The 20,308-nt window shown below is 56.6% G+C and carries 11 protein-coding genes; 2 read left to right on the top strand and 9 right to left on the bottom strand.

The genetic code is table 11. The features are described from left to right. Positions 1–786 precede the first annotated feature (786 nt). From brxL to FAY22_RS00555, 9 genes are all read right to left on the bottom strand, one after another. The gene (brxL, locus tag FAY22_RS00595) at positions 787–2,832 is read right to left on the bottom strand and encodes a protease Lon-related BREX system protein BrxL (RefSeq protein WP_146328433.1); all 2,046 of its coding nucleotides are present in this window, start codon (positions 2,830–2,832) and stop codon (positions 787–789) included. Between the two features lie 87 nt (positions 2,833–2,919). Next, positions 2,920–5,253 carry a BREX-1 system phosphatase PglZ type B gene (gene pglZ, locus FAY22_RS00590; protein ID WP_146328432.1) on the bottom strand — a complete coding sequence of 778 codons (2,334 nt, stop codon included), beginning with the start codon at positions 5,251–5,253 and terminating at the stop codon, positions 2,920–2,922. After that, positions 5,250–7,112: an Hsp70 family protein gene (locus FAY22_RS00585; RefSeq protein ID WP_168204721.1), complete on the bottom strand. Its 1,863-nt coding sequence runs from the start codon at positions 7,110–7,112 to the stop codon at positions 5,250–5,252. Before FAY22_RS00585 ends, pglZ begins: the two co-directional genes overlap by 4 nt. Further along, positions 7,063–8,406, bottom strand: a complete 1,344-nt coding sequence (locus tag FAY22_RS00580; RefSeq protein WP_146328430.1) for a hypothetical protein — start codon at positions 8,404–8,406, stop codon at positions 7,063–7,065. The genes FAY22_RS00585 and FAY22_RS00580 overlap by 50 nt, the downstream gene beginning before the upstream one ends. Continuing rightward, positions 8,403–9,521, bottom strand: coding sequence for a hypothetical protein (locus FAY22_RS00575; RefSeq protein ID WP_146328429.1), 1,119 nt, complete (start codon positions 9,519–9,521; stop codon positions 8,403–8,405). The genes FAY22_RS00580 and FAY22_RS00575 overlap by 4 nt, the downstream gene beginning before the upstream one ends. Before the next feature lie 2 nt (positions 9,522–9,523). Beyond that, complete coding sequence (locus FAY22_RS00570; protein ID WP_146328428.1) at positions 9,524–12,871, bottom strand: Eco57I restriction-modification methylase domain-containing protein; 3,348 nt, start codon at positions 12,869–12,871, stop codon at positions 9,524–9,526. A gap of 70 nt (positions 12,872–12,941) precedes the next feature. Beyond that, on the bottom strand, positions 12,942–16,403 hold the full coding sequence (gene brxC / locus FAY22_RS00565; protein ID WP_146328427.1) for a BREX system P-loop protein BrxC: 3,462 nt from the start codon (positions 16,401–16,403) through the stop codon (positions 12,942–12,944). A 33-nt stretch (positions 16,404–16,436) separates the two neighbouring features. Then, positions 16,437–17,000 carry a BREX protein BrxB domain-containing protein gene (locus FAY22_RS00560; protein ID WP_146328426.1) on the bottom strand — a complete coding sequence of 188 codons (564 nt, stop codon included), beginning with the start codon at positions 16,998–17,000 and terminating at the stop codon, positions 16,437–16,439. Next, entirely contained in the window at positions 16,990–17,790 is an 801-nt protein-coding gene (locus tag FAY22_RS00555) for a hypothetical protein (protein ID WP_246860606.1), read from the bottom strand. Before FAY22_RS00555 ends, FAY22_RS00560 begins: the two co-directional genes overlap by 11 nt. 458 nt (positions 17,791–18,248) lie before the next feature. Between FAY22_RS00555 and FAY22_RS22640 the strand changes: the two genes are divergently transcribed. Next, complete coding sequence (locus FAY22_RS22640) at positions 18,249–18,461, top strand: AlpA family transcriptional regulator (protein WP_146328424.1); 213 nt, start codon at positions 18,249–18,251, stop codon at positions 18,459–18,461. Then, positions 18,458–19,675, top strand: coding sequence for a hypothetical protein (locus tag FAY22_RS00540; RefSeq protein WP_146328423.1), 1,218 nt, complete (start codon positions 18,458–18,460; stop codon positions 19,673–19,675). The genes FAY22_RS22640 and FAY22_RS00540 overlap by 4 nt, the downstream gene beginning before the upstream one ends. The last annotated feature ends 633 nt before the right edge of the window (positions 19,676–20,308 follow it).

Raw genomic sequence — 20,308 nt, 5'->3', positions numbered from 1 at the left:
TCAAGGGGCTGGCGTTGCCGGACGCGTAAAAATTGAATTGTGATGGACTTTCGTGCTGCTGTTCAGATTTACCTTGCTTCGCTTTGCCAGCGGTAGGCCTTGATTACCTTACCCAGTCCATAAGTTGAATTATAGCAACATATGTTGCCATATGTCAATACTGCAGCTCCCCTCAAATCACCATCGGGTATCGAATGCGGTGGAATTGGATTCGCGTTCGCAACAATCGTGACAATAGTGCAAATAAATTATTTACTTTCCAGAAATAAAAAGAGAGACTGAAAGTCGATGAGCTTTGCTGCCCGTTAATGTTTTTCGATTGAAGACTGCCAGCCACTTAAAGGCGGCGATTAAGGCAACATGAGACAAACCGATATCAGAAATTAAAGGAGGCATTAAATGGGAAAGTGCAAATACTGTGGCGCGACAGCGAATGCTGGTGGCTCTTGCTCAAAGAGCCCTTCGAAGGGGCATGTTGTATATATCCCGAACAAATGTATTTTTTGCGGGGCAACCGCTAGCGCAGGAGGGTCTTGCTCAAAAAGCCCTTCGAAGGGTCACGTAGTAGATGCCGGAGCTAAAAAATGCATTTACTGCTCTGCCACAGCAAGTGCCGGTGGTTCATGCAGCAAGAGTCCTTCCAAAGGCCATGTTCTCGGTGGTGGAATACTCTGACGCTTACCTCAAACAGAATGGTTAGGGGGAAATTAGCAATTATTCCCCCTTTCCACTTCTGAGCTCAAGCAATCATCGAGCTGGGAAACTATCGCGCAATTAACAGTATTGCTATTCAACTAGCGCTTTTAGCAAAGCATCCCGCGCATCTTGATAAAACTGAATATCGACTTTAGTGGCCATGTCGTCAGAAAGCTCATTGAGTTGACGTCTGCAGCTAACCGGCATTAGCAGAGCTTGCGCTCCCTTCTCAACTGCAATTTCAGCGAGATTGACAGCGTTGTGAATTGGCTCGATAGAACCACCAAGATTTATTTCACCAACAACAACCAAACCGCCGCGGACCGACTTACGAAGCAACGCGCTCGATAATGCTACCAATGCGGGCATCCCCAATTTTGCCCCAGATTTTCCTGCATCGAACGCTCTAAGTTGTACGGAAAATTCATGCGAACGCGGGTCGCGGTCGCCCACAAGTTGTGAAGCTCTAGCATATAAATTTTGCTCTGCATAGCGCAACGACTCTTGAAAAGCTGGGGGTGTCGGTTTGTTCAGAATCCGTACGCCCGAACCCGGCCCTTCATTAACTTCAATTCGGTATAGACCGGGATTATCGTCTTCACCACCGGGACTAATGGTCCATACCTGCCCCGGGTCCAAGGGGTCGCTACCAAGCGTGCTTTCACTTCGCAGCTCCGGCGTAACAACAAATTTCTCGACTCCTTCCGCACCAAATATGTAACTGAAGTGGGTATTCCGAAACTCTGCTGCGCCGATACGCTTCTGTTGTTCCTTTACCCTGCGGCGGACCTCAAGGGCCAAGCGTACGGCCCATTCCAAGTCTTCATCACTAACCTGGGCATTCGCGTCTGGATATAACAATTTGAGCAATCCGCTCACTGTTTTATTGACGCCATTAAGGTCCCGTCCCGATAGCGCACCACCCCAGAAAACTCTACCTTGCAATGTCGAGACTCGACTCTGTCCTCGCAACTGCGTAAAGCATTCGGAAAGAAAATCGCTGACCAAGCCGAAATGTTCGGTGAACAAGGTAGGATTCAATTTCGGCACATCCCATCCCGGCAAGAAGCAATGGATACGGTCCATAAATGCCGTATCGTCACGCATCTCTTGTGGCAATGGCCCGAATAGATGGCCAACGCGTTGCTGATGCTCCACATCGACATCAAAGTTACCTACCAAAACGATGGAGCCATCTGCGCGAATGCTCTCCTTGCCACGAGAGAATTCGCCGCTCTCCATATAGCCCTTCATGATGTTGACGCCGTCCTTCTGGTCAAAGGAGACGCCCGACACCTCGTCAAAGCATACGACGTCGTATTGACACACCAATCCACGCTGTCCACTGGAATTGTTAACGAACATGCGTGCAACGGTCGCCTTACCGCCTGAAATTAGATGGGCGTACGGAGAAACCTGTTGGAATAAGTGCGATTTGCCGGTGCCGCGAGGACCTAACTCAACCAAGTTGTAGTTACGCTCAACGAAAGGCACCATACGCAGCAAGAGTGCATCCTTGGCCCGGCCATTAAGGTCTGCCGGCTCGAAACCGATGCTCCTCAGCAAAAAGTCCCGCCACTCTGCCGTCGTAAAACTCGCACGCCCCTTAGCCAACACATCGAGCACCTCTCGTTTAGAAAGCTGAATAGCGCGTAAGGCGTCTATCCCGAACGGCCGGCCGCCTTTTTCCTGCGCAATCGAGGCGTCGTAGCCTAAAGTGACCTCGGCGTAGAATCCGCCGGTTAGCATGCGCTCGTTGTCCTTCACCATCTCAGGTGTAATGCGTACGTCGTTCAGCCGCAGACTAGGCAAAGACGCCACATAAGAATCGCTCTTGGCATCCAGACGCGCGGTGATGATGTCGATAATCTTTACTGCACCGGATTCACGTGCTCGGGCTTTAAAGAGCTCTTCCTCTCCGGCTTTGACAGTGCGCGAAGCAAGCTGGCGCTGCACGATATCCAGCCCCTCCTGAATCTCAGCCTCATCAGTAGTGGCGCAATAACGGCCCAGGAGAAATTCCACAACATACGTGGGCACTGGAAACTGGCGACTGAAGGTGCGAACGAGGTCTTTGCGCACGACATAGCCTTCAAAGGCTGTCGTTGCTTTCCTGTCCAAGTCGTCAAGTTGCATATTGAATACCTCTTTCTGCGAAATCGATTCACAAATTCTCTTTGTCGTGGTCCTGCCCTAACGGTCGAGAAGAAGATAGAGTCAACGCTATCCACCAACCGTGGTAGCTACCTTCTGCAAGACTTCACCGCTCGGACTCAGCACTACTATCACTGCAGCAGTACCCATGTGCTCGTCGTCGGCCACGGCAAGGTTAGCCTTACCTGCCTCAAGGGTCCTCACGCTCGCAGCCAACGTGCTGGAGGCCAGCGCAGGCTTGGTACGGATATCTACCTTGAGCCCTCCGACTTCAGCAGAGACTTCCACTACGCAGCGCAGACCCTTCCATGTAACGGACCGAATGTTCACGTTCGCAGCCGCGGCCGGTGCGGCCTCAGCTTCGACCACAATGACTGGTACCAAACATTCCTGCAGACTGAGTCCGCCATGAGCATATTCATTGCCAGCGATGAAACAGGAAACGCCTGGGGCATACGCAACCTGCACATCCTTACACCAATCCCAACCAAAGGTAAGCGATGTGCCATGGGCGCTGTCCTTTAAGACGGCGCATCTGCCCCACCTTGTTGCTGCCTGATGCTTTGGCAATTCAGATTTTGGCAGCTCGCCAGGCATTAACAACCAGCCATGGTCAGTGACGATACGAAAACGCTTCCAGCCTGCCAGGTTGAGCTCGGACAGACGTTCCACCACTTGGTTGAGCTGTATGTCTAGGTCACGCGCCAAACGAATGCCATGTTCATGGCCGTAGTGGTCCAGGTCACCACACTCAGTCCATGCTTTTCCGGCGGGGTCTCCTGTCTCGTGTTTGTGCAAAGCCTGAACCCCGTTATCTGTCAGCAGCTTGCGGAAATTGTGGCCCGAAAGCGGCTTGCCGTCGCTGGCCACCCGAGGCTCAAACTCAGTGTCCGACTTGTCACCTGAAACCAGATGCGCCACTGGCGAGCACCACGCCTTGCCTGATGCCGTCACCGAAGGCATGCTCGTCCACCGCGCCTCAAGGCTTGCCTTGCCTAGTCCGACCAATCGGTCCTTGAGTTGAACCGCGACGTCGTAGCGCAACCCATCCACAAATACCGTGCATACCCCGTCAGGCTGCACGTTTGATGGCGGCATATTCTTTGGATGAGGTAGCCCGCCCACAGACTTCACAGCTTCCTGCAAGCGGTTGGCCAATTCGTCCATCCAGGGCATGTAGACCGCTCGTAAGGCGGTCGATATCGCTTCCACATCAGCCTTGGCTTGAACAGCAGCCAGTGCCCGTAACGCGGCCTCGTCCACCTTCCAGCCGACTTGCTGATAACTCTGAGCCAACTGGTCAGGATGCGAGCCCGCCGGGATTTGTGCACTGTTGGTTGCGACATCAGCCAAATATCCCAGAGCGGTCGCCAACGTTGACTGTCCCATTCGCGCCCAGAGCCAGTTGCGTCGTAGGCCATGTTCCTTGTCGGCTGCCAATATGGCGGCTCGAGCTTGGTCGCCCGTCATGGCGCTACAAGTTAACAAGGCATAGCGCAGCGCGGCCTCTTGATGCTCGTTAGCCTGAGGGTAACCAGCCATCTGGGCGAGGTCATCGAACAGGCCCTGCTGTGGCGGCTGTACTTTAGCCAACAGGGCGTACACATTGGCAAAGCTAGTGTAAGAGTCCCGATAGAGTTCTGAAACGGCAGCCCACTTGCCCACTCCCTTGGCTAGCATTTCGGCGGCCACCAGCACACCGTCGGCTATAGGGTCCACGCCAAAGTCAGTCTTACAGCGCTTCGCGAATACGTCCCAGCGCACACCATTCCACTGCTTCCTAGTGGCCTCGGGGTCATTCATCCACACCAGAATGTCGCGTGTAGGGTTTGGGGCAAGAAGGCTGTACAACCACTCGGCATTAATTTGACGCCCCATGAGCTCATCCACTGTGCGCTCTAGAAGCACGCCGGCCGCCAAGGCCTGTGCAAGCGCCTCTTGCGTCGTCTTATCCTGCGCGATATCTAGGCCAAGCCCACCATTCTTAGAGGATAAAAAGGCGTTCAGAGTCCAGTCTTTGCTGTTTGCCTGACTCCAGAAAACACCGCGGTATTGCAGCTCAGCCAGGGGCTGTAGGTCGCGCGGGCAACTTTCGATAGCGCGCAGGTCAGCCCGGCTTATACCCGGCATGTAGATGACCGGCACCACGCTTGGTGGCAAATCGCCAACCGTCTTTGCAATCGCGCATTTCAACCAGATAGCAGGGCCACTACGGGCGTCTGATGCGAAAGTGCCCAAGACCAATAATTGTGGGATGGCTTCGAGCAATCGCGGCAACGCACTTTCCCAAAGACGCTCCTTGTCGGTCCAAAGGATGGCCGCGGCCGGAACGGCAGCATGGCTGTTCCCCGCCGCAGCCTTGTTCAGTGCTTCGGACAAACGCGTCAGCACGGTCCCTGTCATGCTTGCGACCTCATATCGGTATGTGGCGGCCGTTGTGGCGTACTTGCGCAGCGGCATAGCGGGTCGTTGGATGCGCGTCTACAAATGGAACAGGGCTGATAGTAGAGGTGCTCGTCCACCTGTACTTGTGGCGGGCACTGTTCGCGTCGGAAGTAAAACGGGTTGATGCCGTAGAGGACCTCCCCCGGTACAAGGCTCAAGTCCTCCCTGTTCGCCAAGTTTGAGCGGAGCGCTAGGCCGCCTTGCTCGTATTGCGAACCGTCACTGTCGACTGCTTCAAATGTCCTAGCCTTCAACCAACCACCCTTGGTCCCTGGGGTGGCCAAGGCAAATTCCAGGTCGTGGACTTCAGCTGCAGCTCGCCCTTTCTGGTTCAAGGACCAGGCTTCGGCCGTCAAGACTAAATCTTCGCTCATGGTGACCTGCAGCTCCAGGCGTTCGCGGAAGGGCTGAGCTTTGCCATCTACCTTCAGCAACATGTGGCTCAGTGGGCGGCGCGGGTCGTCTGGCAAGACTCGTGGGCCTGGGCGATGAGGACTCACCAGACTGAATTTGCCGAAGCCATCAGAAGGGTCCACGCAGTAGAGCGAGAAGCGCTCTTGTCGGATTTCTCGTTCCAGAGGCATCTCGACCCCAGCGGTAAGCAAAGGAACGTACGCATTCCGCGCCATCACCAATTCAACATTCTTGGCCAAGTGCAATCGTGCCTCATCGTGCGCAACCCATGCCGCGCCTTCAGCAATGGCCGAGGCGCTGCGCTTAGAAACATGTACACGACCAGGGCCGAACAGCTCGTCTAACCGGTTCTTTACCAGGGGCATGTTGACCATGCCACCGGTGGCCAGGCATAACTCAACCGACGCCGTTGAGTATCCCTCACGTTCTAGGAGACGCTCAATGCGAGCGACCCCTTTGCGCACAAGGTGGCCAACGATGCTATCCAGGTCATCTCTTGAGAGCTTCACCTCCAAGTCAGAGTCGCCGTCAACGTCGTAGTAATGCTCGACGTAGACATTCCAGGTACCACGTCCGCTCAAACTAATCTTTGCCTGCTCACAGGCGTGTAGAAGGCGCTTGCGTGCGTCTGGCAGCAACTCAACGTCATCTCCAAAGCCCCGTGCGGCTCTAGAGCGCTTCTCCACCTCATTGCGTAGCTCTTCGTCGAAAACATCACCACCGACATCGTCAGTACCGTCGTTTGCCACCTGGACGAGCAAGCCATCCAGCACACGGCATAGGGTGAGGTCCAGCGTGCCGCCACCCCAGTCGAAAACCAGCAAGAGCTTCCCGTTAAATCGTTTGACCAGGTCATTGCCGTTTTCCGAAGACCTGAGAAATCCGTACAGGGCCGCCAGCGGCTCGTGAACAAACTGGACCACATTCATGCCAGCCTGGCGGAAAGCTTGCCTCAGCAAGGCCCGACGCCGCCCCTCCATGTTGACCGGGATTGTGGCGACCACCCGGTCCATCTTCAAGTCCCGAGCGGCCTTGTTCTGTAACACAAAGCGACGGACGTATTCCAGCACATACTCGACCATCTGGACTGGGTCTCGCCTTACACCGTCGATGATGAGTTCGTCTTTTCCCAGCAGAGATTTGGGTGAGCGCACCGTGCTGCCCTGAACGCCCAGGCCAGCACTCGTCAGCTTGTCGCGCGCCTTGCGTCCCACTTCAACCTTGCCTCCCTCAAAACTCACCACCGAAGGTATCGGCTGGTCATTGTCCAAAAAAGTCAAAACTGTATCGCCAATCACGACAGACGCCAGACTGTTCGTCGTCCCAAAGTCAAAGCCGAAAATTGCCACTTGCTCACCCCTCCTTGAGTTGCTCTTGTTCTTTGCGAAGCGAATCAATGACATGTTCCGCACGTTCATCCATCACTTCGATGCGTGGTGGTTCCTTCCGCAGGGCTGACAGGCCAACGGCCAACATGTCGACGCTTTCACCCAGTCGTCTCGCCAAGCGGCCACGAAGCTGCTCCAATTCATGCACGAGCTGCGTGCGCTCCCCCTCTTGATGCCGTTGCAATGCGGCCAGTTCTGCCGTATATCGCTCGCGCATTGCGGACAACTCTTCCTCCAGAGACTCCGCTCGCTCTTTCGCCAGTTGCAGCTCAACCTCTAGTGTTGAGACCCGGTCACGTAACGTGGTGCATTCTCGTTGCGCCTGGTCGCGAGCCGTGCCAGCCTCATCCATGCGTTGCCTAAGACGTTCGCAGGCAAACCCAACGCCGGCAGGTTGAGTTAGCTCGGTCAGTGCACGCAGTCTCGCTGTGTCGTCTGTGAGCTCTCTTGCAGAGGGCTGCCACACCGATTGCAGCAACAAATTTAACAACTCGTCAAAAGCTATTCCGCGGTGCAGCGCCATCCAAGTCGCCAGCAGGTATACCGCATTGAGCTGCAACTCCTGCAGTTCGCCAGGCTTTGGACCTTTGTCTTGGTTTACCGTCGGCGGTACGTATTTGCGCACTGCTGCAAGCGCCCGAGTTGCGGGAGGTGCATCGGGTTGGTTGAGCATTACTGCTCGAATCTCGCTATCCACAAACACAGGGTTTTGGAGCATCACCTCCTTTACGAAGGATTTGATGGCCTCCCGCAATACAGGTAGGCCATTAATTTCCTTAGCGACCAAGAGCAACTGACGTGGCACAGCCAAGGCAATGTCGGCCGAAGCTAGTGTCGCAAGGCGCGACAGCGCGGCCTCATCCAATCGCGGGTTCTGCGCGATAAGTCTCTCGACCTTCGGCTGCAAAGTTACGCGTTTCCCCTTACGACTGTAGGCATACGCAATAAATTGTTCCAAGGTCTCAATGTCGGCTTTGGCCTTACCTGCCTTAGCATCGCCCTTTCCTACAGCGTTTCTCTCTAGGGGAACGTTTCCGACGTGCGAGCCGACGGACACTGCGCCTCCTGAGTCGTGTGAGGCATCTGCATTGCCGCTAGGTTCAGCAACATTGGGTCTCGTCGAGACATCATCGCCAGGCTGCGGCACCCGGCCTCCAGGTGTCATGTTGGGCTCTTGAGGAATATCCGCCAATGGCTCATCACCCTCAGCGGCTCGCTGCCCGTGTACGGGCACGGGTTCGGACAAACGTGCCTCGCCTGTCTTGGTGTTAAAAATGCGAACTTGTCGCTTCTGGGTTTCGTCAGTCATGATGTTTTCAATCTTTGTAGCATTGCCTCGCCCCAAGCACGAGTTGCAGTTTGGGCGGCCAGGCCGCGCGCGAGGTGGCGGGCGGCAATGTGTGAAGGTTCATCGCCTCGCGCGGCGAGCGCCTCTGCAGTCAGCAGTGCTCGCTTGAGATAGTCGTAGCCCATGGTCGCTCGCTTAAGGCGAGCCTGGAGTTGTTCGGTTATCGCCTTGAGTTCCACCAAACCGTGGCTAGCGTCTGCCAGGATATGAAGTGTCTCCTGGTCCGTTAGCAGGTCCTCCACAGCACTGCCAGACTGCGCGGCAGCGGTAGATACATTGTGCCAGGGCATGCCGAACAGCAGGTTGGCGTAAGCAGATGCCGCATAACGAAGGCATCCCTCAGGCGCCAACACATTGGCTTCATCGAACTGGTTGAAGTGGAAGGCAATTAGCGCCCGGATGCTGCGAGCCAGGGGACGCTCTATGCCGTTCAACTCGTCTCTCGCCCGGTTGTAGCGGTCGACATACTGACTGGCGTGGAGGCCACTATCGGGCGAACGTTCCTTGGCCATCACGCCATACAGGTAGTGACAGATGCCGTCGCAGTATGGCATTGCCGATGGGTACGAACGACAGTCCTGAATGAAGCGGGATACGGCATCCAGCGTCAGGTCACGCTCTCGGGCCATACGCAGGAAGGCTGTCTCGACTCCTGCAAGATGCTCTTCGGCTGCTATGCGAAAGTCCAGAACATGGCGACTGACTACGCGCCCGTTCCGCAGCTCAACCTCAACAAATTCCCGACGCATGGATGCGAGGAGTGGTCCCACATCGCCAATCGTTACTGCCACGCCAGCCACAACGCAGTGCTGCACGTCATCCACGAACACGTCGTCAGCGTGCAGCGCAGTCAGTATCTTGAGCGGTAGCCCACCAACCGCCATTCCTCGAATCATCAACATCGGCTGACGCTGTGGATGCTTCTCGAAACGATGTCGACGCAGCGTTTCAAGTTCTGCGTAACTCCGTGAGCAGTACTCACACGCGTAACGTGTTGGTGACGGCGGACTGTAGACGTAGTCGCCCAGCCCGGTCGGCTCGTGGAACTCCTCATAGCCGGTGTGCCAGAACCCCATGGTCAGCTCCTATCTGCCTTTGCCCGGGCCGCCTGCTTCTCGGCAAGCGTCAGGTGATGGTCATTGATTCGTTCACCCTTAAACGCTTTGAACCACGGCGCGCTTTCTACGTCCTTGCCGCGGTCCTTGTCCCAAGTAATGTTGAGCTTGGGCTTCTTGTTATGACGCAGGACCTCCGCAGTCATGAAGGGGCGGATGTTCAGGCGCACCCCGTCGTTGAGGTCGGGGTTCCAGCCAGTAGGCTGCTCGGCAAGTGACTTCCAGCGCACGAAGATGTCATAGGGTTTCTCGCCTTCGAGGATGAGCTCCAAGCGGCGCTTCAGGTCCTGGGCGGCGGCGAGACGGGGCTGGGCGCCGTCGACGCCATCACGCACGCCGGCTTCCTGCTGGCGTATCCAGTCGCCCAGGTAGGTGTGGATGAGGCGCTCCAGATTCTTGGCGTCGAGCCGATGGTAGTTCACCAGCGCGGCAAATCCGTCCTTTAAGCCGTCCCACACATGCCAGATGAAGGGGCGGTGGTGGAAGCGCTTGGCGTGCTGCTCGAAGAACTTGTCGCGCAGCCAGACGTCCAGGCCCTTGCCAGCGCAGTCGGCATCGGCCAGCAGCTTGTCGAGCACGGCGGGCTTCCAGCTGCCGGACTGCACCGTCTCCGACGCGGTAATCAGCAGCTTGAGCAGACGCTCGTGCGCCGGCGGCTCACCTCGCACCGATGGCAGGCAGACGATACCGTCGTCGTCGGTGTGCTCTGCCAACGCCTCGCAGCGGGCTATCCAGCTGCGGGCCTCTTCGGCCAGCTCCATCGCCGCATCGGTCTCGGCGGGCCAGCTGTAGCCGGCCAAACGGGCGACGGCGACTTGTAGTGGGTCGGTGGAGGGCTGCGGGTGGCCGTGGAACAGCCATTGGGTAGGGTCGTCGGAATAGGGTTTTGGAAGTCCATCGGGATACATCTCAGCGGCGACTTTTTGCCAACGACTCAAATCGAACTCAATTTTGCCAACATATCCGTTATCCACGCTGAGCTTCTGATTTACCGCTCTCAAACCCATTGCGAATTCATCCGATGAGCAAAACACCCAGACAGGCAGTAAATTCTCTGACTTGTGAGGAACAATCACCGGAGTTGTATTGGCAAAAATTTGCCCGCCGTAAATCGTTGCAGGAAGATTGTTCATCTGCCCAATTGCCACACCATTTCTGGCCCAAGCGACCTCCCCACGCACCGCTGAGCCCTCGAAATTCTTGACCGTATTCCATCGCACGCACGCTTGACGCCCCCCATACAAGTTTGTGCCACTGCTCGGCCCCTGAAATAGGAGGTATTCATCTCCAACGGAAACCTCCCAAAAAAATTGAACAAATCGCGAGTTATCACCCGTTGATGTTCCCTGATAACACCCAACCGTGGTGGAAAAGAGCTTGCTGGCATCCACGACCCCGAAGGAAATTGCTGAATCAGGACTGGACTTCATCTTCCTGTGGCTGGCCATTTGCAGCGGACACTCAAGCAACAAAGCTGCTTTGTCAGCCGCTGTTTTTGGTCCGCTCACATTCAGACCATAGGCGAGGAATTCATCAGCAGCCTGGGCACGTGTGAGTGACAGCAATTGAACATTGAAATCCCACATGGGCGTCTGAAAGCACTTAGCACCAAGTAAAGCGATTAGGTTAATTTGCACGCTCCGCAGCAGTACTTCACGCTGTCGTTTATATGTAGCAAGAAACAACCAATTCTGCGGCATGACGATTTGCACTACGCCGGCACCCTGGTCGCAGCTGAGTTCCAGGCAGCGTTCCAGAAAAACGTTGGCCAAGTCATTCTTGGCCTCGGGGTAGTGTGCTTCGCAGTAGTCCTTCAACGTGTCGTTCTGCTTGCCGCGCGCAAGATACGGCACGTTGGTTACCACCAGGTGGTAGCGTGTGTCGAGCAACTGGGCGGCGTCCAGCAGGCCTAGGGCTGTGAGGGCGTTGTCCCAGGTCGCGGAAGTGTCGTCCCACAGCTCGGGCTGATGCTCGGCGCTTAGCGCCTGGTGCAGCAGGCCGGTGAGCAGCGAAAAATCGGCCGCAAACAGGTCGCCGCTGGCCTTGCTAGGGTCCAGCAAGCTGCCCAGCAGCGGGGCTTGTGTAAAGTCGGAGTGCAGGCGTCGCAAGCCTTCGCGCAGGTGCTCTGCGTTCTCCACGTGGTCGGGCACCAAGGCTGCCCAGTCTCCAGGGCTGGCAGCCACCTTCAGGCCGCAACAGGCCACCTGCGGCGCGGGCATGTCGGCGCGCACACCCAACGGGTCACCATTCTCGTCCAGGAAGCGCCAAGCCGCCAAGGCCAGCGCGAAGACGGCGATTTCCACGCAGCGAGCGTCCAGCTCCAGTCCATGCAGGTTGTCGGCCAGCACGGCGTCCACCGCGTCCATCGCGCTCAAGCCCTCGGCCTCTATGCGCATGGGCACCAGCAGCAGGAAGGCCGCCACCAGGAAGTGGCCCGAACCGCAGCAGGGGTCGAGCAGCTTGAAGTCGCTCAGCCGGTCGGGCCAGCCTTCGAACCTACCTGCGGCGGGTGTGCCGTCGTCCAGCGTGCGCAGGTAGGTCAGCGGCACCGGGCAGGTCTTGCCTGGGTGGCGCATCACCCACCAGGCACCGAGCGAGTTGTGGAGCAGAAAGTCCACCATGTAGGGCTCGGTGAAGAGCTGAGTGACGGCGGGCAGCTCGTCCGCGCCAATCTTCACCTCCGAGACGTTGACCTCGTCCTTACGCTTGGCCTGCCAGAACTGGTAGACCCAGCCCAGGCTGTCGCTGGCCTTGAACACTTCGGGCGGCAGGCAGCTGAGCAGGCGCTCCAGCTCGCGCTGGTGCTCGGGCGCGAAGGCCAGCTCAAACACGGGGCTTTGCGGCTTGAACACCTGCGGCAGCATGCGCGCGGCCAGCTTGCCGGCCAGTTCCCAGTGGCTCTTGGCACCCAGAGCCATGTCGGGATGGTTGTCCACCATGTCGCGGCAGTCGTCAAGCGACACCGGCGCGCCGGGCTCCCACAGCAGCAGGCCGTTCTCGGCCAGGAAACGGGCGAAGAGCATGCGGTGCCAGTGCTCGTAGGCCACTTCCCACACTAGATGCTGCAGGCCTTGACTGTCGTCTTTGACCTTCTCGTCGCCCAAGGCCCGGCCGTGGGCACGCAAGCGGCGGCGCAGGGCCTTGAGCTCATTGGTCAGGTAGTCGGGAGCTTTAGGCTCGGCGACAGCAAGTTGGGTTAGCGCAGCGCGAGCAGCGGTTTCAGCTATGTCACGAGCAGCCTTGACAGTATTTTCCAGCTGGGTGCGTAGCGGTTTGGGCAGGGGCTGGTTATTGAGACGTTGAGTCGACATGGTTTTCCGTGTTCTTAGCGACGTAATCCGGGTAACGACGTAACAGCTACCCGGCCTCCTTATTCATGCGTCAGAGCGCAACTGGTCCCCGCCTGAGCTTTTCGACTACTAGCGCTTCCACTTCGGTCAACCAAGCCTTGAGTTCGGCCTCGTCGTTCAGCGTGCGCCGAGGAATCGCAACATGAACTACATTGGGCTTGAGCAACTGCACCGCCGCCAGACGAGCAGCCTCGAAACGGCTAGGCAGCGCCTGAGTCTTGGAAACCCAATGGTCCAGGTCGCAATCATCAAGCGCGTCCTGCAGTTGTTCTGGAGTGGCCAGTTGTACCGGCGCAGGAGGCATGAGATGGTGCGTGGCGGTCAATTCGGCACGTTGTGCGTCTGTGAGTTTGTTCCAATCGGCGTCGGCGTGGAGTTGCGCTCGCTGTTGGTTGAAGGCTGATTGGAACGCATCCAACTTACCGTTGAGCGCCTGGCGCAGCAGGTCCACCGCTTTGTCGAGCAGCGGGCGCACCGGGTCCGGGTCGGCCAGCAGGCTTCGCTGGGTCTCGATAGCATCTGCCTCTGCCTTCAGCGCCACGTAGGGGCCCAGGTCCTTAGCATGGCGCAACAGGGTGGACAGCTGGTGCCATATGGGAAGACGCTTAGCGATGGCGTCGGCCGTCTGGGTCCACGCTTTGAACAAGGCGACGATGTCATCGTGTCGGTTGTATAGCTCCAGCAGCTGAGCATTGCCAGATTGACCAGCGATGTCATCGAGAGCTGTCGGCTTGGGTGGTTCAGGTGCGGGCGCTACCCCACCGGCCGCCTTCGCCTGGTCACGCAACTTGTTCAACAGTGTCGGCACCTTTGCCAATTCCTCCTTTGGCTGGCAGGGCACGCCAACCGTGCTGAACAAAGTGCGAATTTTGATGAGTTGCGGCGGTGTAATATTCACGCTCTCGCGCTGAAAGCTGGCCTGCGTGAGCTTCGCACGGTCGAGGCTCCTGGCATCTACAGGCTTGGATGTGACGTCCTGTGCCTTGATATGGCCGGCTGCCAGCAATGCGTACAAGGCACCGTCGATAGCATCACGCGGCCAGCCGTACGGGGGCACATCGAAATTGTCGCGAATCTCGGAACCTTTCTTGCCCGGGCCGATGTAGGCCAGCAGCTTCTGGCAAACTGGATGCTTATCAGCCTCCTGCGTGTGGCCGACGGCCTTGAGGGCTTCCAGGTTGCCTTTACGTGCTTCGTCGAGCACCTTGCTCCACTGGTCGTGGTCAGCGGCATCGAATTGGCTGTACAGGCGGATAGCCGATGCCTTGGCAGCGCGGTTGATGCGGTCGGTCAGGTCGTTACCGTCGGTAGCTTCCTGGCCGCCGGACTGGAACACGCGCACGCCGCCAAATAGCTGGTCCAGCAGTTCGGCCAGCTCTTTCTCGGCCGTACGCTGGCGACTTTCCATTGAGCGTTGCGCATCCCGGCCTTCCTCCGTGGACGGACTGCCCTTTTTCTGCAGTGTGTTATGCGCAGCTTCTAAAGCCACAATGGCGTTGGCCAGCTCAGTTTTGTGCTGCGCGGGTAAGAAGGCGAACAGCGTGGGGTTATCGGCCGACTTGGCCTTCGCCTCGGCGATGACGGATTTCTCTTCCGTCTGCCAACCGTCCTGAATCCACAGGTAAAGGGTCTTGTCATGGTCCTTGGGCAGCGTGTCGTCAAAGGTGGGTGTGAGCCGGCGCTCCACGTTGTCCTTGCCTTGCACGACGCGAACTTTCTTTAGTACCTCTGCGAAGCGGGTCTTCAACAGGTTGGTGCGCTTTTGCTCGACGAGCTGCGGCGATGCCTTGAGCACGGCTTCCTGGGCGCGGAACTCGTCATACCAGGCGCTGGACTCACGAGTCTGCAGCCGGTATTCGATGCCGCCACTGCCAGCCAGGGCCATGACTAGGCGGTCCTTGTTCTGCAGCTCTTCCAGCAGCGCAGGCAGTTTCTTGCGCAGCTCGGACGAGCCGGCCGACAGGTCAGTCACCAATAGGTCCGCCAGCGCGTCTTCGGTGGCCTTGAGACCAATGTCTAGTGCGGTATCGGCCGGCAGCTTGTTGATGAGGTAGACAAGCTTGAGCAGCCTGGCCTTGAGCTGGGAGTCGACGTCGCCGACCGCAAAACGCTGAACATTCTCGAACACCTCCTTCGGCAACTGGGCAGTAGAGACCAAGTTGGCCGAAATTTGGTCATAGAGGAAGTCTCCAGAGACTACATGGCCCAAGGGCACGTCGGCGGTAGCGAGCACAGCTTCATGTACCACGCGTAGTTGGCTGCGTAGCTGCGAGACGGTGCCTGTAGTGTCGATGGTGCGCAGCACGCGTTCCCAAAAGCGGCGTCGCACAGGCAGCAGCGGGTAATCCGCGGTCATCACGTCCTCATCGTCGGTGACGTGCTCAAGCTTGGTGCCACGCAGCTGACGGGAAATTTCGCCGAGATTGGCGCGGCAGATATGTTCTACCTCGGGCAATGCGGTAGGCTTTTTTGCCAGGATGATTTGGCGGGTGACGTTCTCCACGTCCCAGTCGCCTAGCATCACCTGCACGGGGAAACGTCCCATCAAGCGCTGCAGGTTGGGCATGCCGGACAGAGCCGACTGACCAGTACCGACAAAGAGCAGCTTGCCGTTGAAATGTTTAGATAGCGTCTCGGTGACTTCTTGGACCTGGAAGGCCTTTTCGGCATCGGCGCCAATGTATTGTTGCACCTCATCCAGCACGACTAGCGTCAGGGGGAACTTGCCATCCACTGACAGCGCGGCATCGATGCTTGTGGTCATCTGCTCGCTGGTGATGTCGGTAACTTGGGGGAATTGCTCCTTAAGCAGCTTGCGGGCGTCGGCTTCGGTGTGGGCGAGGTCAGGCCGGGCTTTGAGCAGCGCCTTGGCCAGGTGGCTGGACACGTACATGTGCGGCAACTCTTGAGCTAGCGAACGGCCGGCGGATTGGAGTTCGCCTTCCACCGTGGGCAGGATGCCCTCTCGCGTCATCCACAAAACAAACTGGGCCTGGTTGTATTGTTCCGGCAGTCCCTTTGACTTGAACACGATGCCCAGCAGCGCCAGCCGTACCTTGTCACCGGCACCGGCACCCAGCTTGCCCGCAGCAGCGTGCAGAGCGCCGTGGCGCTTGCCCTGGGTGCTGAGTTCCTTCAGGTGTTCAAATACCCCTGTGGGCAGCTTGGCCAAACTCCGAGCAGTGGCACCATCGGCAAATTGATAGTCGGTCCAGAGCGTACGCAACATCTTGGCCAAGTGCGATTTACCACTACCGTAGAAGCCAGAAATCCAGACACCTGGCTGTTCGGAGCCGGCGTCCAGATTCAGCAGGAACTTGTCGAGGATAGTCTCCAATCCCTTCTCGTACTGACCGTCGCAGACGAAAGTCTCGAGCTCGTATCGCAGAATGGCCTGAGCGGCATCAGAATGGTCTTCAGAAACCTCCGCAACGCCATTGTTAACGAGGCGATTTTCCTTTGGCGGCTTGTTGTAGATGTCCCTATTCAGCATGGTGGTCCTTGGTCTTTTTATTAATGACAGAAGTTAGTCTTGGGGAAGGAGCGGTACGGCGAGGTAGTTCCAGCCGTCGCGTGCGTCAAGCAGTCGATAGGTGTGGTTTTCTGGGTGGTGCTCGCCGGGGAAGAACACCAACAGCCGACCTTGGACGGCCTCCTTGATACCTTCGACGACACTGGAGACGCGGGCTAAACCGAAGAGCGTGCCAACGCCCAGGAGAGCCACTACCGTGTCTATTCCGCTCTCAGCGGCGATGCGCTGCTTGAGCTTAGTGGTCAGGTCGGCTACGAATTCCGTCAGCTCACCCGTCTGATAGCCAGCCAAGTCTTCAGGGCTTTCAAAATAGGCATCGCGGTACTCTTGAGCCGCCATCCATTCAGGAAATGCATTTGTCACGTCCAGCATCAGCCATTGCTTTCCTGCTTGTTGGGTGGCCAGCGCGAACTCGTCGACATTGGCCCGCAAGCGCAACTCATCGGCTTTGTCGTAGACCGCAAAAATGACGCGCTGAATCGCCGCGAGGCCATCCTGCCACGGCACAGTAAGGTGCTGTCGGTAAGCCGAAATGACTTTGGCAATCTTAGATGACACTAGAAACCTCCTGACGAATTTCTTCTTCTTCGGGGGTAAGGAAATCGGGGAATCGTACTTCCTTCACACCACCTGCATTCATGAAAACAAGTAACCCCCGATGAGACGCTGAGCTTGCAAGTCCTTCAAGTTCATCCAGCGGCCTTGTCAGCAACTCAATCCACGGTGAAGTAAAAAGACGCTGGCCGGAAAATCCTTCGAGATGTCCGAGGAACAGACAAAGGGCTACATTGGCAGGCGTAATAATCGGCACAGACCGTGTTTTGCGAACGCGGCCAGACAAGAATCCGGCAGCCGTCCAGGTGCCATTAACGTTTTGAGCAAAAGATTTGAGCGAAGCAGAACTAAACCTGTCCTGATAATCTGCAACGAGAAGCTTTTCAAGGTCTTCTCGCGTCACTGGAGAGCCAGGTTGCCTGTTCAAGATGAAAGACTGGGTATTTCGCAGCAATGGGTCGCGAGCTAAAGCTACTGTAAGAGCAAGCACTGGCTGTGCAGCCTCATCGACTTCCCACAACCGGCGCATGGCCCGAAATAGCGGCGACTGCGCGTCCAGTCCATACAAGGCAATCAGATGACGAAGAGCTAGCTCTCTCGCTTTTTTCGTGGGTTTCCCGAGTATGTTGTTGTTAACAACCTCGTTCGCGTAATCAGCAGGTGAAGCATTTACGGGAAGCCGGCTAAAAAGGATGCATAGGTCATCGAACATCATCGTCCGCGCCGCATGCGGCCCGTTCCTACCAAACCGAAAACCTAGCTTGGAAAGAAGTTGTTCTTTTGTGTCGCTCACGATTTCTGCGAACCTTTAGTGTCTGCGAGCGCCTGTGGGGAAAGTCCATCGATTGGAATGTTGTTCGCACGACAATAAGCGACCACCATTACTTCGACCATGTTTGCTAAGCTTCGAAGCTCTCGCTCAGCAGCAGTTTGCAGGGCTGCCTTTATCCTTGGCTCGACCCTAACACTTACCACTTCGGTTTTACCAACTGTCATTTTTCACGGCCCTTGTAAGCAAAACGCTAGCGATTTGCAACTCTATCGCAAACGTTGGAAAAAATCGAGAAGGTTGCAACGTGCGAAGCGCTCCCCTTCCTTTCTGCAAGCCAACACCCGTACCCGAAGAACATTGACCGATATAAACCGCTCGACCTACACGGAACGCCACTTGTTGGCACTTTCCGGCACGTCGTGGCGAACAAATCCTTTTTATGACGCCTCGCGTGCTCTTCTCAATTCGATGGAGCACTAATGAAAACATCAATCCTTGACCTCCAAGAGCTGGCAGCTCTGCTTGGCCGCAGCCCCGAAACGATAAAGAAAGACCTCAAGCGCAACCGCTTGGCAGTCCCTCCCCGCTTGCATATCCCCGGCACGAGATTTTTGCGCTGGCGCCGAGCCGATGTGGAGTCCTGGCTCGAGAGCCACGTCGAACCCCGGCCGATATCGGGGGACGCGAAATGAATATCAACCCGTTGAATATCCGCATTGAGTCGGACACGCTGGGAACTCATTTGAAAGCAGCCCCTACTCAACTCAACGACTCGTTGCAAACACTATTCGAAATTCTCTCCGGAGTAGCCCCAGAGTCCATGACCCTGAAGGAACGGGGCGATTTCTACAAGGCTCAGAATGCCAATGCTAAAAAGTTCGTCGCTGCCATCGACAAGGCGAAGCGACCTGAGCTTAACGAACAAATTGGTACGTACATCCGAACTGTCAAGCCACCTCAAGAAGACGTTCGCGACCGACTCTATCAAATGCAAGGACTGATGGAGCAAGACCTTGACCACATCGTGACCACCTCCACGCCGGTTACAGCGACGATGCCGTTTGAACTATGGGACGGCCACAGCGCCGCTCCCACGGCTATTTTGCGCTGCGGCCTTTTCAGCCACCCCGCCCCCGGGCAGCATATCTTCAAGGTACTCGGCCTAAAGCATATCCGCATTGAGCGTGCCGGCGCACCGCTGACAGAAACTCACCTGCAGGCGCTGCTATATGCCGCCAGCCTTGTTCGCGACTATGACCCCAAAAATGGCCAAACCGTTGTGTTCAATGCTTGGCAAGCGATATCAACACTGGGGTGGACAAAATCAACCAAAAGTCTGCTCCGACTGCGGAACGCACTCGAGACTCTTCAAAATAGCAAAGTGCGCATCCTCTTGGACGAGGATACTGACACGGAAGAGTCGGCCCCATTAGTGGGGCGCGTGATGTCGGCCATGGATAAGCGCACAGCATGGGAAGTCCAGCTGACGGGAACATTGCTGTCTGCTATCGCGAAGCATCGCACGTTCTTAAATTTCGAGACACTGGCCGCACTGCCGAATGGAGCGGCGTTCTGGCTATATGCCTTTATCCGGAGCGAGGCCAACCCGCGCACCGAATGGGACCTGAATGAAATAGCCGAGGCTGCTGGCCTCACCAGCACTAATCACGACTACGTCAAGGGTAAGCTCAAAGCCGCTCTCGAAACACTTGTCTCTGGACGCGTGGAGGTCAAGGCACGAGGGAAGGCAACTCACATCGAAGGACGTGGCGCATTGGAATCGCGTGGCAATAAGGTAGTCGTCAAAAGTTTGACCAGCATTACCAAGAAATTCCCTCCACCGCTGAGAAAATTCGAGTTCAAAAAGACGGCTACAGGCAAGTCACGCGTCGTCATCTATCGCTAAACTTTCAGTGCGTCGCCGGCATCACGCAGCCCCGCCGGCTGCACGCGCTGACAAAAATTGCCTCTCGCGGCTCCATCAGAGCATCGAGAAGCGGTAGTTAAAGCATGCGAAATCAGCGCACTTTTCTGGTAGTTAAGGCATGCGAAAATGCCGCGACCTGAATTTGACGGCTCGGTAGTTAAGCCATGCAAAAGTAGTTAAAGGGTGCGAAAAGTTAGCAATCACTACCGCGAAAACCCTTATCCAGAAAGGCTTTCAAGAGAACCCTCCCCCTTTAATCAAAACTCTTATACAAGGGTAAGAGTTTGGAGTAAACCAAGAGTAAGAGAAAGGGTCCTCTCCTTGGATAAAACAGCTCCGTCTTTAGGTATTCGCCGAGAACGAAGTTTCTGGCGAAGTCAGGGTTGGGGCATCCGCGCGCGGCAAGGGCAAACGTCCGGATGGGCCAAGAAAAGCATTGCATAAGCTGGCTTGCAAGAATTGAAGCGCGAGGATACCGAGCGATTGCAAAAGACTCGTTCGACCGAGGAACGGCTGCATCGGGCGCAGTCCGTGGCAAATCTCATCGCACGATTCGCGCATCACGGTGCGTCAGTAGATTACATGGAATTCAGCTCGGGTGTTTTGCAGGGC

The organism is Noviherbaspirillum sp. UKPF54, assembly GCF_007874125.1.
GTDB lineage: Bacteria > Pseudomonadota > Gammaproteobacteria > Burkholderiales > Burkholderiaceae_D > Noviherbaspirillum.
This window is presented reverse-complemented; position numbering and strand designations above follow the sequence as displayed.

What these genes read in the sequence shown, in the direction of transcription:
- FAY22_RS00540 (WP_146328423.1), top strand. Translation starts at nt 18,458, where the DNA reads ATGAATATCAACCCGTTGAATATCCGCATTGAGTCGGACACGCTGGGA.
- brxC (WP_146328427.1), bottom strand. Translation starts at nt 16,403, where the DNA reads ATGCTGAATAGGGACATCTACAACAAGCCGCCAAAGGAAAATCGCCTC.
- FAY22_RS00575 (WP_146328429.1), bottom strand. Translation starts at nt 9,521, where the DNA reads ATGGGGTTCTGGCACACCGGCTATGAGGAGTTCCACGAGCCGACCGGG.
- FAY22_RS22640 (WP_146328424.1), top strand. Translation starts at nt 18,249, where the DNA reads ATGAAAACATCAATCCTTGACCTCCAAGAGCTGGCAGCTCTGCTTGGC.
- pglZ (WP_146328432.1), bottom strand. Translation starts at nt 5,253, where the DNA reads ATGACAGGGACCGTGCTGACGCGTTTGTCCGAAGCACTGAACAAGGCT.
- brxL (WP_146328433.1), bottom strand. Translation starts at nt 2,832, where the DNA reads ATGCAACTTGACGACTTGGACAGGAAAGCAACGACAGCCTTTGAAGGC.
- FAY22_RS00585 (WP_168204721.1), bottom strand. Translation starts at nt 7,112, where the DNA reads ATGTCATTGATTCGCTTCGCAAAGAACAAGAGCAACTCAAGGAGGGGT.
- FAY22_RS00580 (WP_146328430.1), bottom strand. Translation starts at nt 8,406, where the DNA reads ATGACTGACGAAACCCAGAAGCGACAAGTTCGCATTTTTAACACCAAG.
- FAY22_RS00570 (WP_146328428.1), bottom strand. Translation starts at nt 12,871, where the DNA reads ATGTCGACTCAACGTCTCAATAACCAGCCCCTGCCCAAACCGCTACGC.